The organism is Pseudomonas nitroreducens, from assembly GCF_024170165.1.
Classification (GTDB): domain Bacteria; phylum Pseudomonadota; class Gammaproteobacteria; order Pseudomonadales; family Pseudomonadaceae; genus Pseudomonas; species Pseudomonas nitroreducens_C.
This window is the reverse complement of record NZ_JALJXP010000001.1, coordinates 385357-401251: the sequence shown is the minus strand read 5'-3', so window position 1 is coordinate 401251 and position 15895 is coordinate 385357. Positions and strand designations below refer to the sequence as shown.

15 protein-coding genes are annotated in these 15895 nt (G+C 63.8%); 9 read left to right on the top strand and 6 right to left on the bottom strand.

What is annotated here, in order from left to right:
- Positions 1-29 precede the first annotated feature (29 nt).
- The 9 genes from J2T47_RS01750 to J2T47_RS01710 all read left to right on the top strand — a co-directional run bounded on the left by J2T47_RS01750 (position 30) and on the right by J2T47_RS01710 (position 8658).
- On the top strand, positions 30-1103 hold the full coding sequence (locus tag J2T47_RS01750; protein WP_253441886.1) for a COX15/CtaA family protein: 1074 nt from the start codon (positions 30-32) through the stop codon (positions 1101-1103).
- A gap of 73 nt (positions 1104-1176) precedes the next feature.
- Positions 1177-2079, top strand: a complete 903-nt coding sequence (gene cyoE / locus J2T47_RS01745; RefSeq protein ID WP_253441884.1) for a heme o synthase — start codon at positions 1177-1179, stop codon at positions 2077-2079.
- Positions 2080-2216: 137 nt separating this feature from the next.
- Positions 2217-2852, top strand: a complete 636-nt coding sequence (locus tag J2T47_RS01740; RefSeq protein ID WP_253441882.1) for an SCO family protein — start codon at positions 2217-2219, stop codon at positions 2850-2852.
- Positions 2853-3477: 625 nt separating this feature from the next.
- Complete coding sequence (locus tag J2T47_RS01735; RefSeq protein WP_253441880.1) at positions 3478-4596, top strand: Re/Si-specific NAD(P)(+) transhydrogenase subunit alpha; 1119 nt, start codon at positions 3478-3480, stop codon at positions 4594-4596.
- Between the two features lie 61 nt (positions 4597-4657).
- Positions 4658-4972: an NAD(P) transhydrogenase subunit alpha gene (locus J2T47_RS01730; RefSeq protein ID WP_015474896.1), complete on the top strand. Its 315-nt coding sequence runs from the start codon at positions 4658-4660 to the stop codon at positions 4970-4972.
- A 1-nt stretch (position 4973) separates the two neighbouring features.
- Complete coding sequence (locus J2T47_RS01725) at positions 4974-6410, top strand: NAD(P)(+) transhydrogenase (Re/Si-specific) subunit beta (protein ID WP_253441878.1); 1437 nt, start codon at positions 4974-4976, stop codon at positions 6408-6410.
- Positions 6411-6596: 186 nt separating this feature from the next.
- Positions 6597-8093 (top strand): acetyl-CoA hydrolase/transferase family protein, encoded by a 1497-nt coding sequence (locus J2T47_RS01720; protein WP_253441876.1) that lies wholly within the window; start codon positions 6597-6599, stop codon positions 8091-8093.
- A gap of 32 nt (positions 8094-8125) precedes the next feature.
- Positions 8126-8446 (top strand): hypothetical protein, encoded by a 321-nt coding sequence (locus tag J2T47_RS01715; protein ID WP_253441874.1) that lies wholly within the window; start codon positions 8126-8128, stop codon positions 8444-8446.
- A gap of 5 nt (positions 8447-8451) precedes the next feature.
- A complete protein-coding gene (locus tag J2T47_RS01710; RefSeq protein ID WP_015474893.1) occupies positions 8452-8658 on the top strand; it encodes a DUF1127 domain-containing protein in 207 nt (68 codons plus the stop codon).
- Between the two features lie 72 nt (positions 8659-8730).
- On the opposite strand, the gene J2T47_RS01705 is transcribed toward J2T47_RS01710, so the two are convergent.
- The 6 genes from J2T47_RS01705 to J2T47_RS01680 are packed head-to-tail and all read right to left on the bottom strand — an operon-like array spanning position 8731 to position 15893.
- Positions 8731-9888 (bottom strand): glycosyltransferase family 4 protein, encoded by a 1158-nt coding sequence (locus tag J2T47_RS01705; RefSeq protein ID WP_253441872.1) that lies wholly within the window; start codon positions 9886-9888, stop codon positions 8731-8733.
- Entirely contained in the window at positions 9889-11022 is a 1134-nt protein-coding gene (locus J2T47_RS01700) for a glycosyltransferase family 4 protein (protein ID WP_253441870.1), read from the bottom strand. It lies immediately after the preceding gene.
- A gap of 2 nt (positions 11023-11024) precedes the next feature.
- Positions 11025-12401 (bottom strand): glycosyltransferase family 4 protein, encoded by a 1377-nt coding sequence (locus J2T47_RS01695; protein ID WP_253442695.1) that lies wholly within the window; start codon positions 12399-12401, stop codon positions 11025-11027.
- A complete protein-coding gene (locus J2T47_RS01690; protein ID WP_253441868.1) occupies positions 12398-13660 on the bottom strand; it encodes an ABC transporter ATP-binding protein in 1263 nt (420 codons plus the stop codon). Before J2T47_RS01690 ends, J2T47_RS01695 begins: the two co-directional genes overlap by 4 nt.
- A complete protein-coding gene (locus J2T47_RS01685; RefSeq protein ID WP_253441865.1) occupies positions 13660-14457 on the bottom strand; it encodes an ABC transporter permease in 798 nt (265 codons plus the stop codon). Before J2T47_RS01685 ends, J2T47_RS01690 begins: the two co-directional genes overlap by 1 nt.
- Positions 14457-15893: a mannose-1-phosphate guanylyltransferase/mannose-6-phosphate isomerase gene (locus tag J2T47_RS01680; protein WP_253441863.1), complete on the bottom strand. Its 1437-nt coding sequence runs from the start codon at positions 15891-15893 to the stop codon at positions 14457-14459. The genes J2T47_RS01685 and J2T47_RS01680 overlap by 1 nt, the downstream gene beginning before the upstream one ends.
- Between the last annotated feature and the right edge of the window lie 2 nt (positions 15894-15895).

The following is a 15895-nucleotide window of genomic DNA, read 5'->3' as shown; positions in this document are numbered from 1 at the left end:
CACGACAACAACAAGATCGGGAGCGACGCATGATCCAGGCAAGACGCAAACCCGCCTTCTACCTCGCCGTGCTGGCTACGGCGCTGGCCTTCGTGGTCATCCTGCTGGGCGCCTACACCCGCCTGACCCACGCCGGCCTCGGCTGCCCGGACTGGCCCGGCTGCTACGGCTTCGTCCACGTGCCGCTGAACGAAGCACAGCTGGCCCACGCCGAAATGCACTTCCCCGACTCACCGGTGGAGGCGCAGAAGGGCTGGAACGAGATGATCCACCGCTACTTCGCCGGCAGCCTCGGCCTGTTGATCCTCGGGCTGGCGGTGCACGCACTGCTGCGCCGTGGCCGCGACGGCCAGCCGATGCGCCTGCCGCTGGTGCTGCTCGCAGTGGTGATCGCCCAGGCGGCGTTCGGCATGTGGACCGTCACCCTCAAGCTCTGGCCGCAGGTGGTCACCGCGCACCTTCTCGGCGGCTTCACCACGCTGTCGCTGCTGTTCCTGCTCAGCCTGCGCCTGTCCGGTGCCTTCGCCCCGCTGCAGCTGCCCTCGAAGCTGCGCGCGCTGGCGGCCCTGGCGCTGCTGATGGTAGTCGGGCAGATCGCCCTCGGCGGCTGGGTCAGCAGCAACTACGCGGCGGTGGCCTGTATCGACCTGCCGATGTGCCACGGCGAGTGGTGGCCGAACATGGACTTCGCCAATGGCTTCCACCTCACCCAGCACATCGGCCCGAACTACCTGGGCGGCCAGCTCGACAGCGACGCCCGCACGGCCATCCACATGACCCACCGCATGGGCGCGCTGTGCGTCACCGCGGTGATACTGCTGCTGGCCTGGAACCTCCAGCGCCACGGTCTGATCGGCATCACGGCGCTGATGCTGCTGGGACTTTCCCTGCAGATCGGCCTGGGCATCAGCAACGTACTGCTGCACCTGCCGCTGCCGGTAGCGGTGGCGCACAACGGCGGCGGCGCCTTCCTGCTGCTGATGCTGGTGCTGGTGAATTTCCGGGTTCGCGCGCCCGCGGCAAAACACGTCCAGCTGCCCGCCAGCAGCCCGATCACCCTGGACGCACTGGAGAGACCGGTAGCCTATCCCTCGCAGGGATGACCTTGCACGGTTGAGCACGATGGCCGGCGCCGCGGCGCGCCGGTCCCCCTAAAAGAAGTCAGGAGAAATGCCCATGGCCAGCGTCATCAGCACTTCCAGCCAAGCCAGCTGGCGCGACCTGCTCGAACTGACCAAACCCAAGGTCGTGCTGCTCATGCTGATCACCTCGCTGATCGGCATGCTGCTCGCCACCAAGGCCGGGGTGCCCTGGCAGGTGCTGGTGTTCGGCAACCTCGGCATCGGTCTGTGCGCCGGCGGCGCGGCAGCGGTGAACCACGTGGTGGACCGGCGCATCGACTCGATCATGGCGCGCACCCACAAGCGCCCGCTGGCTGAAGGACGCGTCTCGCCGCCCATCGCGCTGGGCTTCGCCATGCTGCTGTCGGTGGCCGGGATGGCGGTACTGCTGGTGTTCACCAATGAGCTGACGGCCTGGCTGACGCTGGCTTCGCTGCTCGGCTACGCGGCGCTCTATACCGGCTTCCTCAAGCGCGCCACACCGCAGAACATCGTGATCGGCGGCCTCGCCGGCGCCGCCCCGCCGCTGCTGGGCTGGGTCGCGGTGACCGGGCAGGTCTCCGCCGAGCCGCTGCTGCTGGTGCTGATCATCTTCGCCTGGACCCCGCCGCACTTCTGGGCGCTGTGCCTGCACCGCAAGGACGAATACGCCAAAGCCGACATCCCGATGCTGCCGGTGACCCACGGCGAGCACTACACCAAGCTGCACATCCTGCTCTACACCCTGGTGCTGTTCGCCGTAACGCTGATGCCCTTCGCCATCCACATGGCCGGGCTGGTCTACCTGCTCGCCGCACTGGCCCTCGGCGCGCGCTTCCTCGACTGGGCCTGGGCGCTCTACTGCGGCAGCCGACCCCATGCGGCGATCAAGACCTTCAAGTACTCTATCGCCTACCTGTTCCTGCTGTTCATCGCGCTGCTGGTGGACCACTACCTGCCGCTGCACCTGAACTACTGAGGGTTCGCGATCTCGCTCCTGCACCTAACTCTCCCGCAGGAGCGAGCTTGCTCGCGAACATCGCCGCACCCCCGCCATGCAGGGGCGCGGCACGAACAGCAGCCTCAAGCCCAGACGTCCCGACCCACGAGAACCCCATGTCCCGAGTCAACAAGACCGTCTTCATCCTCGTCGCCATCGTCGCCCTGATCCTCGGCCTCACCGTGCAGAAGGTGCTCAACCAGCGCCACCAGCTCGACCCGGCCGCGCTGCTGGACGCCGGCATCGTCATCCTGCCGCAGACCCGCAGCGTCCCCGACCTCACCTTCACCGACCAGGACGGTCAGCCATTCCAGACCGCCAGCCTGAAGGACAAGTGGTCCCTGCTGTTCTTCGGCTACACCTTCTGCCCGGACGTCTGCCCCACCACCCTGGCGCAGCTGCGCGAGCTGCAGACCAAGCTGCCGCCGGAAGTCGCGAAGAACCTCCAGGTGGTATTCGTCAGCGTCGACCCGCACCGCGATACCGCGCCGCGCCTCAAGGAATACCTCGGCTTCTTCAACGCCGGCTTCAAGGGCATCACCGGCTCGGAAGAGAACGTGCAGAAGCTGGCCAACGCCATGAGCATCCCCTACATCCCGGCCGACACCAGCAAGCCCAACTACACCGTCGACCACAGCGGCAACCTGGTCATCATCGGCCCGGACAACACCCAGCACGGCTTCATCCGCGCCCCGCTGCACAACGACAAGCTGGTCGCCCAGCTGCCCGGCGTGATCGGCACGAACCACTGACCCGCGACACCGTGTCTCACCCCCAGCGGCCACCCGATAGCGGTGGCCGTTGTTTTTTCTGCGTCATTCGTCCCTCCAGCAGACAAATCCCGACTTTCTGCTAAACCTCACTGCAAGGCTCTGGCGCGTTGCAACACGCGGCCCTGAGGCTTTCTGCAGCTTTTCCTGACCCCGTAGTCAATGTAAAAAATCTGCTACAGGAAATCAGGCATCAGGAATGACTCATACTCCATATTAGAAACATTAATTAACACCTATGCCTGAGCCTGTTGCAGGATTACCGGGCCTTTCGGTGGGCATGGGGAGCCTCTGATGGGGGGTCATTCACGGCGAGGATGACATTTCCGTCCGGTCACAATAGGCAATTAGGCTTAACGCCAGGGTCCACGCGGCCTCGGTGGCGACCGGAAAACTACGGGTCCAAACGTGACTTGTAGTTATCGCTTAGTACCACTCCAGAACTTCTTGATGCCCTCCAGGTTCGATTGCACAATGCCGCGGCCACCGGGTCACAGCCCGGTCACAAAATAAGCTCTTAAAACAAAAGCAGACCGTTGCCAGTTCAAAACCCGGGTCGCCAACGTAGTAGCCCGGACAATCCCAGGATCACGCAGGAGATTTGCAAGTGCAGATCGGTGTACCCCTCGAGACCCAAGCCGGTGAGACGCGGGTCGCAGCAACGCCGGAGACGGTCAAGAAACTGATCGGGCAGGGCCATCAGGTCGTCATTCAGAGCGGTGCGGGCGTCAGCGCCAGCCAGCCGGATGCCGCCTATGAAGCCGTTGGCGCGAAGATCGGCACTGCCGCCGATGCCTACGGTTCGGAGCTTGTGCTGAAGGTTGTCGCGCCCAGCGAAAGCGAGCTGGCGCAGATGAAGCCGGGTACCGTGCTGATCGGCATGCTCAACCCGTTCAACAACGAGAACATCGCCCGCATGGCCGAACACGGCGTCACCGCCTTCGCCCTGGAGGCCGCGCCGCGTACTTCCCGCGCGCAGAGCCTGGACGTGCTCTCTTCCCAGGCCAACATCGCCGGCTACAAGGCCGTGCTGCTCGCTGCCCACCACTACCCGCGCTTCATGCCCATGCTGATGACCGCCGCCGGCACCGTTAAGGCCGCCCGCGTGCTGATCCTCGGCGCTGGCGTTGCAGGCCTGCAGGCCATCGCCACGGCCAAGCGCCTGGGTGCGGTGATCGAGGCGTCGGACGTACGCCCGGCAGTGAAGGAGCAGATCGAGTCCCTCGGCGCCAAGTTCGTCGACGTGCCCTACGAGACCGACGAAGAGCGCGAGTGCGCCGAAGGCGTTGGCGGCTACGCCCGCCCGATGCCGGCCTCGTGGATGGAGCGCCAGGCCAAGGCCGTGCACGAACGCGCCAAGCAGTCGGACATCGTCATCACCACCGCGCTGATTCCGGGCCGCAAGGCGCCGACCCTGCTGCATGAGGCTACCGTCGCCGAAATGAAGCCGGGCTCGGTGGTCATCGACCTCGCGGCATCCCAGGGCGGCAACTGCCCGCTGACCGAGGCCGACCAGGTCGTGGTCAAGCACGGCGTGACCATCGTCGGCCTGAGCAACCTGGCCGCGCTGGTGCCGGCGGATGCCTCCGCACTCTACGCACGCAACCTGCTCGACTTCCTCAAGCTCACCCTGACCGCCGAAGGCTTCACGGTGAACCTGGAAGACGACATCGTCGCCGCGTGCCTGATGTGCCGCGACGGCCAGATCGTGCGCAAGAACGGCTGAGCCCTTCTTATATAAGAACGCGCCGGACCCCGCGTCCGGCCCTGAAGACCGGTGAGAAACTATGGAAGACATGCTGATCTCCCACGGCATCTACAACCTGATCATCTTCGTGCTGGCGATCTACGTCGGCTACCACGTGGTCTGGAACGTCACCCCTGCCCTGCACACCCCGCTGATGGCAGTGACCAACGCCATCTCGGCCATCGTCATCGTCGGCGCCATGCTGGCCGCCGCCCTGACCGTCACCCCGCTGGGCAAGGCCATGGGCACCCTGGCCGTGGCCCTGGCTGCAGTGAATGTGTTCGGTGGCTTCCTGGTCACCCGCCGCATGCTGGAAATGTTCAAGAAGAAAGCGCCGAAGGCGGAGAAGCACTGACATGAGCATGAACCTCGTCACCCTCCTCTACCTCATCGCCTCGGTCTGCTTCATCCAGGCCCTGAAAGGCCTTTCGCACCCGACCACGTCGCGCCGCGGCAACCTGTTCGGCATGATCGGCATGGCCATCGCCGCGCTGACCACCGTGGCCCTGGTGTTCAAGATCAGCAGCGAAATCGCCACCACCGGCATCGTCTACGTGATCATCGGCCTGCTGGCCGGCGGCACCGCCGGTTCGATCATGGCCAAGCGCGTCGAGATGACCAAGATGCCGGAACTGGTCGCCTTCATGCACAGCATGATCGGCCTGGCCGCCGTGTTCATCGCCATCGCCGCCGTGGTCGAGCCGCAGTCGCTGGGCATCGTGCAGAACCTGGGCGATACCATCCCGACCGGTAACCGCCTGGAACTGTTCCTCGGCGCGGCCATCGGCGCCATCACCTTCTCCGGTTCGGTGATCGCCTTCGGCAAGCTGTCGGGCAAGTACAAGTTCCGCCTGTTCCAGGGCGCCCCGGTGCAGTTCACCGGCCAGCACATGCTCAACCTGGTGCTGGGCCTGACCACCCTGGGCCTGGGCCTGCTGTTCATGTTCACCGGTAACCTCACCGCCTTCGTCGTGATGCTGGCCCTGGCCTTCATCCTCGGCGTGCTGATCATCATCCCGATCGGCGGCGCCGACATGCCGGTCGTGGTGTCGATGCTGAACTCCTACTCCGGCTGGGCCGCGGCAGGTATCGGCTTCTCGCTGAACAACTCGATGCTGATCATCGCCGGTTCCCTGGTGGGCTCCTCGGGCGCGATCCTCTCCTACATCATGTGCAAGGCGATGAACCGCTCGTTCTTCAACGTCATCCTCGGTGGCTTCGGCGCCGAAGCGGACGCTGGCGGCCCGGCCGGTGCGAAGGAAGCCCGCCCGGTGAAATCCGGTTCGGCCGACGACGCCTCCTTCCTGCTGACCAACGCCGACAGCGTGATCATCGTCCCTGGCTACGGCCTGGCGGTGGCCCGTGCCCAGCACGCGCTGATGGAACTGGCCGAGAAGCTGACCCATCGCGGCGTCAACGTGAAGTTCGCCATCCACCCGGTTGCCGGTCGTATGCCGGGCCACATGAACGTCCTGCTCGCCGAGGCCGAAGTGCCTTACGAGCAGGTGTTCGAGATGGAAGACATCAACTCCGAGTTCGGCCAGACCGACGTGGTGCTGGTACTGGGCGCCAACGACGTGGTGAACCCGGCCGCGAAGAACGATCCGAAGTCGCCGATCGCCGGCATGCCGATCCTCGAGGCCTACAAAGCCAAGACCGTGATCGTCAACAAGCGCTCGATGGCCAGCGGCTACGCCGGCCTGGACAACGAACTGTTCTACCTGGACAAGACCATGATGGTCTTCGGCGACGCCAAGAAAGTCATCGAAGACATGGTCAAGGCCGTCGAATAAGACGACCGTCGATCCACAAGACACCGGCCTCGCGCCGGTGTCTTGCTTTCCAGCGATGGGAAAAGCGCTGGACATTGGTAGTAAGAAGGCCCCGGCCGCGCGATTTTTCGACCTTGGTATAAGAGCCAAAAATCGCCGAGTCCCTAGACTGGCGGCCTCGCACTTCCTACTGCCCGAGGTTTTCCCATGTTCCGTGATCGCGTGCGTATGTCCTCCCTGTTGGACAAGGTGATGACTGCCGACCAGGCCGCGGCCCTTATCAAGGACGGCATGACCGTCGGCATGAGCGGTTTCACCCGCGCCGGCGAAGCCAAAGCCGTACCCAAGGCCCTCGCCGAGCGCGCCAAGCAGGAGCCGCTGCGCATCAGCCTGATGACCGGCGCCAGCCTGGGCAACGACCTCGACAAGCAGCTCACCGAAGCCGGCGTGCTGGCCCGGCGCATGCCCTTCCAGGTCGACAGCACCCTGCGCAAGGCGATCAACGCCGGCGAGGTCATGTTCATCGACCAGCACCTCTCCGAGACCGTCGAGCAGCTGCGCAACCACCAGCTCAAGCTGCCGGACATCGCCGTCATCGAAGCCGTCGCCATTACCGAGGAAGGCCACATCGTGCCGACCACCTCGGTGGGCAACTCGGCCAGCTTCGCGATCTTCGCCAAGCAGGTGATCGTCGAGATCAACGTTGCGCACAACCCCAACCTGGAAGGCCTGCACGACATCTATATCCCGACCTACCGGCCAACCCGCACGCCGATCCCGCTGACCAAGGTCGATGACCGCATCGGCAGCACCGCCATCCCGATCCCGGCAGAAAAGATCGTCGCCATCGTCGTCAACGACCAGGCGGACTCGCCGTCCACCGTGCTGCCGCCGGACGACGAGACCCAGGGCATCGCCAACCACCTGATCGACTTCTTCAAGCGTGAAGTGGACGCCGGCCGCATGAGCAACAGCCTCGGCCCGCTGCAGGCCGGTATCGGCAGTATCGCCAACGCGGTGATGTGCGGCCTGATCGAGTCACCCTTCGAGAACCTGACCATGTACTCCGAAGTACTGCAGGACTCGACCTTCGATCTGATCGACGCCGGCAAGCTGCGCTTCGCCTCGGGCAGCTCCATCACCCTGTCGGCGCGCCGCAACTCCGATGTGTTCGGCAACCTGGAGCGCTACAAGGACAAGCTGGTACTGCGTCCGCAGGAGATCTCCAACCACCCCGAAGTGGTCCGTCGCTTAGGGATAATCGGCATCAACACCGCGCTGGAATTCGACATCTACGGCAACGTGAACTCCACCCACGTGGGCGGCACGAAGATGATGAACGGCATCGGCGGCTCGGGTGACTTCGCCCGCAACGCGCACCTGGCCATCTTCGTGACCAAGTCCATCGCCAAGGGCGGCAACATCTCCAGCGTTGTGCCGATGGTCAGCCACGTCGACCACACCGAGCACGACGTCGACATCCTCGTCACCGAGGTCGGTCTGGCCGACCTGCGTGGCCTGGCGCCGCGCGAGCGCGCCCGGGTGATCATCGACAACTGTGTGCACCCGTCCTACCGCGACGCCCTGAACAGTTACTTCGATGCCGCCTGCGAGCGCGGCGGCCACACCCCGCACATCCTGCGCGAGGCCCTGGAGTGGCATATCAATCTGGAAGAACGCGGCCACATGCTGGCAGCGAGCTGACTGCAGACGCTTTGCGGGTCATTCAGCAATGAATGGCCCGCAAGGGTTTACAGCCAAAAAAAAACCACGTAAAAACACTCCTGAACAGATTTTTATCCCGCTCCAACTGTTCAGCTTCCCCCGCCGCCACCCTGGCCGGCACCCTCGAAAAACCTCAGACGCCCGCCAATTGCGCACCAGAATGGAGCGCAACGGTACAGTTCGCCCTGAAAAAGACCATTACAGTTCAAAATTACAATCGGCTGACCAGCCGCAATACAGCGCAACTGTACCTGTCATCTCTGACTGAAAAGTCAGATCATATGCTCAATCCATTCAGCAACTTGACTACTCGCCACAAGCGAGAAGGATGACCACCATGGAACGTACCCTCGGTTCCGCAGCTCTGAGCACCACCCGTAGCACCTCCAGCGCCCATCGTGGCCTCGTCGGCACCGTCCGCCTGTGGCAGCGCCGCATGGAAAGCCGCCGTCAGCTGGCCCGTCTGGACTCCCGCCTGCTGGCCGACGCCGGTATCAGCGAAGCCCAGCGTTACGCCGAACTGAACAAGCCGTTCTGGCGCTGATTCAACAGTACAACTGAGCCACACTCTCCAGGCTCGCCGTAACTGTACTGGTAAGTTCTTTGCCCTGGTCGCTCAGCCCGAGCGACCTTCGGGCAACAGCCCTTCCTTCTCCGCCCTCTCGTCCAGCAGATTGCGATACAGATCTGCCCAGACGCGCCCCATCGCCTCAGCCGTGAACAGCTCCTGATAGCGAGCTTCCGCGTGCCGGCCCATTTCTGCAGCCGCCTGTGGATTTTCCCAACACCATTTCATCGCCTGACGGAACGCCAGAGGATCGCTCGGTGGCACCACCAGTCCGGTCAGCCCGTTGGCATTGATGAAACTGGTCCCAGTGCCAATCTCGCTGGAAATCATCGGCTTGCCGTACATCGCGCCTTCCAGCAGGGAGATGCCGAAGGCTTCCGAGCGCAGGTGCGAAGGGAAGACGATTGCCCGCGACAGTTGCAGCAGGGCGACCTTGTCCTCTTCGCTGACGCGGCCGACAAAGCGCACGTGGGACTCGACGCCCAACGCCGCCGCCTGTGCCTTCAGCTCCAGTTCCAGCGGCCCGGCCCCGACTATCACCACCGGGTACCCGGTTCCCTGCACGGCTTCCAGCAGGATGTGCAGGCCCTTGTAGTAGCGCATCACGCCGACGAACAGGAAGAACTGTTCTCCTACCTCTTGGCGCCAGCGTGCCGTGCATTCCTGAGAGGGGACGGGATAAGCCTGCTTGTCCAGTCCATAGGGAATGACTTCTGCCTTGTCCCGGTAGCGACGCAGGGTCTCGCTGGAGCCCAGGTAGTTGGGCGAAGCCGCGACGATGCGGTCCACGCTGCCGAGGAAGCGGTGCATCAGCGGCTGGTAAAGCTTGAACAGGTGCCGCTGGCGAACGATATCCGAGTGGTAGGTCACCACGGTCGGCTTGTCGATGCCCGCCAGCAGATGCACCACATCCATGAACGGCCAGGGGAAGTGGAAATTGATGATGTCCGCTTCTGCTGCGAGCCGGCGGAACTGCGGCACGACACTGTAGGAAAAGCCGGTGGATGCCAGTTGCAGGTCGAGGCGCGCCCGGTAGACGCGATGCCCGTCGACCATCAGCTCGGCGGGCTCGGGATTCGGGCTCAGGGTCAGTACCTGGTGCTCGATGTCATGTTGCCGCCCGGTACGGCAGAGCTGGTTGATCACCTGCTCGATGCCCCCCACGGAGTCCGGCAGATAGGTCTTGAAGAAGTGCAGTACGCGCATTCAGCCTCCTACAGCCTTTCGGTAGGCTTCGCTGGTTATCCGGGCGCATCGCTGCCAGCTGAAGTGCCGGGCCCTCTCGAGCCCCAGCACCCGGCAGCGCTGCCCGAGAGAAGAGTCGTCCACCAGTTCCTGCAGGGCGTGACACATTTCCTGCGGATCATGGGCATCGACATAGATGCCCGCCTCCCCCGCCACTTCCGGCAGCGAGGAAGTCCGAGTCAGTAATACCGGCACGCCACTGGCCATCGCTTCCAGCACGGGCAGGCCGAAGCCTTCGTACAGCGACGGGAAGAGCAAGGCCTTCGCCCCGGCCAGCAACTGCGCCAGCACTTCGTCACTCTGGTAGCCCAGCACCTTTGCCCAGCCACCTTTCACGGCGACATCCAGCGTCTCATCGAGGCCTTCGCTGCGCCAGCCTGGCATTCCGACTATCACCAAAGGCAAGCGCGAGCGCAGCTTTGCCGGCAGCAGGGCATGGGCCCGCAGCGCCAACTGAAGGTTCTTGCGCGGCTCCAGTGTGCCGACGCAGATCAGGTACTGCCCCGCCGACAATCCAAACGATGCCAGCGTGCTCGCCAGCTCCGCTTCCGAGCGAGGGCGGAAGCGCGGTGCGTAACCCAGCGGCGCCACCACCACACGCTCATCGGGTAGGGCGAAATGCTGGCGGACCTCTGTGGCGACATGCTCGGAATCCGTCAGTACCACTTGTGCACGCTCGACGCCACGGCCAACGTGGCGTTCGATTTCGGCCAGACGATCGGCGGGTTGGGTGTGCGGGTAATGCACATGCGTCAGGTCGTGCAGGGTCATGACCATCGGGCCGTCGAACTCCAGCGGCCACAGGCTGGGCTCGTGGTAGAGGTCGATCGAGCGCTGACGCAGCCCGCGATCGAAACTTCCCTGCTCCAGCCAGCGGCGAATACGGTAGGCAGCGGGCACCCGCTTGGCCAGCGCGGCGCGGCGGGAATAGCCGGGCATCGGGGCCGGCGGCAGATCGATCGACCACTGACGGCCCAGGAACAACTGCAGGCTGACTTCCGCCTGTTCCTGCAACGCCTGGGTCAGGGACGACACGTACTGGCCAATACCGGTTCTCGGCGCCTTGAGGATGCGGGCGTTCAGAGCAACGTGCACGCTCAGCTCACTTCAACTTCAGGCTCCAGCGGAGCCGATCGGCGCGGCGACAGCGCAATCAATACACGCCCCACCAGCTGTCGGCTGGCGTCCCGCCAACCCAGCCAACGCCATTCAGACACGGCGCGGGTAGCCGGGAATCGGTCTGCAGTCTCGTACTCCTGGACCAGCGCCGCCAGGGAAGCGGGCTGCTGCAGATCGAAGTACGCGACGAAGTCGCCACCGACCTCGCGAAACACCGGAATGTCACTGGCCATAACCGGCAGATTGCGTTGCATCGCCTCGACCAGAGGCAAGCCGAAACCTTCCACGTAGGACGGGAACACCAGGGCGCGCGAATGCGCGTAGGCATACTCAAGGCCACGGTCATTGAGCTTGTTGAACATGAACAGGCGCTTGTTCAGCTCGGGATGGCTGCGGATGCGCGCGATCAGGTCTTCGCACTTCCAACCGATGCGACCGATGATGCACAACCGGGCGTTGGAGCCCTCAGCCCAGAGCAGATCGAAGGCGTCGAGCAGATAAACGTGATTCTTCCGCGGCTCGATGGTGCTGACCATGAGATAGACCGGGTCGCCGTCATCGAACATCCTCGTGAGCTTGCCGTCCAGCGCGGAAGTATCACGCACCAGGTCCAGCTCCGAGCCCAGATAGAAGTGGTCAAACCAGAGCTTCTGCGCCGATTCCTCACCGCGGCGTCGCACGATCTCCGCTCGCACCTGGTCGCGAATGGTCGTCGAGATGCAGATGAAGCCGTCGGCCATCTCGGCAATCCAGTCGAACCAGCGATCGAAGACCTTCACCAGGCCAGCATCGCAGAACTGCGGGTGGGTCGAGGGGATCAGGTCGTATATCACCGAGACCAGGCCGACCCCTTGCGCCTTCAACCGCTCGGCCACCGGGAAGAAGTCCGCGTGCCAGGAAGAGTCCAGCAGCAGCAAGTGGTCACCCGGGCAGGTGTCGAGAGGCTCCAGGCGCTCCGGCACCACATGGTTGCGCGAGGCGAACATGGCAAAACGCAAGGGCAGGGTAATCACCAGGCTGGCGAGCTTGCAGACCACATAGAGTGCACGTCGCGCATTGTGCCAGCGGCTCATCGGCCAACGCCTTTCCAGGCCGGCATGCCATACCCAATAGTCGTTGCGCAGTTGCTCCAGTGCGACTTTCATACGGCTGTGCCAGGGCAGTTCCTTGCCGGACAGCGGAGCCAGGTGAAGCACTCGATACATGCGGCCGCGGATGAAAGCCACAGGAATACACTCGACACCGCCCTCACCCTGTTCCAGGTGACGGATGACATTGCGCACCACGCGCTGGATACCGGAGTTCACATGGGGATGTTCGAAGACATAAGTGCATTCGACGAGCAGGCGCATCAGGAGTGCTCTCCACTGCGGTGAACCAGGGAATCGCTGGGGAAATGCTCGATACTGGCGCGGGCATCCAGCCAGGAGTAACCGATGAAGTTCTCGCGCGTGCTGTTGACCACATGGAAGATCATCGCGCAGTCCCGCCACTCGTAATTGCCGTCAAGGTGCGAGTCGAGCCGCGAAAGGCTCAACGACACCGAATAGTTGCCCGCTCCAAGCCGCATGGGGAAGGCATAGCGGTAGACCAGCCGATCTCCGGTCTTCAGCCCCTTCTGCACCTGCTTGAGGCGGTGCGAGTTGATGCCATACATCGCCTGTCCGAGCCGGTCCTTGAGCATGAAGCCGAGCACCAGCCGGTCGACGTCCTGGCAGACCCTTACACCGACCTCCAGCACGACGTCGTGGCCGACTTCGACCAGGTCGATATCCTTGCCGCCAGCATCCAGCAACCTTACCGATTCGATTTCCGCCTCGCCGGTACCGGAGATGGTCCGGGCCTTGCCGTTGGCCAGCATCTCCTGGCGCACAAGGTGGTTGAGCCCCTCGCCCATCCGCGCGTGGTAGTAGTCCATGACCATTTCCGGGTCGCCCTGCATCGCCACCTGGCCGAACTCGAGCAACACCGCGCGATCGCAGATGGACTGAATGGAGAAGCGGTCATGGGACACGATCAGCAGCGTGGTGCCGGCCCGACGGAAGCTGCGGATGCGCTCGAAGCTCTTGTGCTGGAAATACGAGTCGCCGACCGACAGGGCCTCGTCGATGATCAGCACATCCGGGCGCCGCGCAGTGGCCACGCTGAACGCCAGGCGCATTTGCATGCCGCTGGAGTAGGTGCGCACCGGCTGGTCGATGGCGTCGCCGATTTCGGCGAAGGCCTCGATCTGCGGAAACAGTGTGTCGATCTCTTCACGCTGCAGGCCGAGCAGTTGCGCAGCCATGTAGACGTTCTGCCGGCCGGTGAACTCCGGGTGGAAGCCCATGCCCAGTTCGAGCAGGGCCGATACCGATCCACCGACCTCGCAGGTGCCGCTGGTGGGCTGCGTAGTGCCGGTGATGATCTTGAGCAGGGTGCTCTTGCCGGCGCCATTGGAACCGACGATACCGACCGCCTCGCCCGGCGCGATCTCCAGGGAAATGTTCTGCAGGACCCAATGCTTGTGGTGCCGCGGCTTGTCACCGGGAGCGATCCACTCGACCAGACGCGACCAGCGCTTAGGGTACTGACGGTAGGCCTTGCCCAGTTGCTGAATACGGATATGGCCCATCAGAGTTCGTCCACCATTTCTCCCGCGCGTGCGCGGTACAACATCATGGCCAGCACGCACAGCAGGGCGCCGGAAACCGTGACCGGCAGCAACTGCGAGAGCTGCGGCCACTGGCCGTGGAGAAACAGGTTCTGGTAGGCCTGCATCAGGCCGGTCAGCGGATTGAGCTGCACCAGCCGGCCGATCGACTCCGGCAGGATGGTCAGCGGGTAGACGATAGGGGTGAGCCAGAACCAGAACTGCAGGAGAATCCCGAACAGCTGTCCGACATCACGGAAGAACACATTGAGCACGCCGACCAGCATGCCCAGGCCGACCGCGAACATCAGTTGCAGCGCCAGCAGCAGCGGGAACGACAGCAGCGCAACACCGGGCAGGCGCCCGGTGATGAGCAGGAAGCCGATGAACAACGCGAAGATGATGGCGAAATTCAGCGACGCACTGCAGACGCTCACCACCGGCAGGCAGAGGCGCGGGAAGCTCAGCTTCTTCAGCAGGTTGGCGTTCTCGAGGAACATGTTCAGGCAGCGGCTGACCACCTCGGAGAACAAACCCCAGGTCAGCAGGCCCGCGCAGAGGAACACGCTGTAGGCCATCTTGTCGTCCACGCCCGGCAGGCGCGCACGCATCACCTCGGAGAAGATCACCGTATACACCAGGATCATCGCCAGCGGATTGAGGATGGTCCAGGCCGCTCCGAGCAACGAGCCGCGATAACGCGACTCGAATTCCCGCCGCACGCTGCCCACGATGAAACCGCGGTACTGCCAGGTGCCTTTCAGACTGCTCAGCGACATCAGACGATCCTGCCGTAGATATCCTCGAAGCGGACGATATCGTCCTCACCCAGGTATTCGCCGCTCTGCACCTCGATCATCACCAGGTCGATCACGCCCGGGTTTTCCAGGCGATGGCGATGCCCTGCGGGGATGTAGGTGGACTCGTTGCTGTTCACCAACCGCACGGACTCGCCGTTGGTGACCTTGGCCATGCCCTGCACCACGACCCAGTGCTCGCTGCGGTGATGGTGCATCTGCAGCGACAGGGCGGCACCGGCCTTGACCACGATGCGCTTGATCTTGAAGCGCGGGCCTTCCTCGAGAACGGTGTAGGTACCCCAGGGACGACTGACGGTGCGGTGCAGGCGATAGGCCTCGTTCTCGGTGTCCTTGAGCTGCTTGACCACCTTGCGAACGTCCTGCGCGCGCTCGGCGTTGGCGACTAGGATCGCGTCCGCCGTCTCGACCACGATCAGCCCTTCTACGCCGACGGTGGCGATCAGGCGATCTTCGCTCTGCACGTAGTTGTTCTTGCTGTCGACGAAGATGGCATTGCCCGTCGCCCGGTTGTTGTCGGCATCGGCCTCCACCAGCGCGCTCATGGCAGTCCAGGAACCGATGTCGCTCCAGTCGAACGCGGCCGGGATCACGGCGACGCGGTCGGAGCGCTCCATCAGCGCGTAGTCGATGGAAATGTCCTCCAGCGCGCAGAAGTGCTCCGAAGGCAGCTCCTGCTGCACCAGGTTGCCGAACTCGGCCGGTTGGCTGGCCATCTGGCAACCGATGGCCAGTTCGAGCATCTGCGGCGCGTACTTCTCCAGCTCGCTGATGAAGGTGCCGACGGTGAAGCAGAACATGCCGGAGTTCCACAGGAAGGTACCGGCCTGCAGGAAGCCCTTGGCGGTATCCAGATCGGGCTTCTCGACGAAGCGCTTCACCCGGCTGCCACCCTTGGTATCCAGCGCATCGCCCATTTCGATGTAGCCGAAGCCGGTTTCCGGCGCGTTGGGCACCACACCGAAAGTCACCAGCTGCCCCGCCTCGGCCAGCTCCACGGCGTGCTCGACGCAGCGGCCGAAGGTCTCGACATCACGGATCAGGTGATCCGCCGGCATGACCACCATGGTCACGTCATCGCCATGCAGGGCACGCAGCGCCAGGGCGGCAACCGCGATGGCCGGCGCGGTGTTGCGACCAGCCGGTTCAAGGATGAAGTGGCCGCGCTGGCGCAGCTTGGCCGACTGGAAATGATCCTTGCTCTGGAAGTAGTAGTCACGGTTGGTCACCGTGACGATGTGTCCGTCCGCCCCCAGCAGGCTGGCGGCGCGCCGATACGTCTTGCTCAGCAGCGATTGCCCGTCGGGCATTGCCATGAACGGCTTGGGCTGCCCTTCACGGGAGACCGGCCACAACCGGGTGCCGGCTCCACCGGAAAGGATGACAGGGACGAGCATGA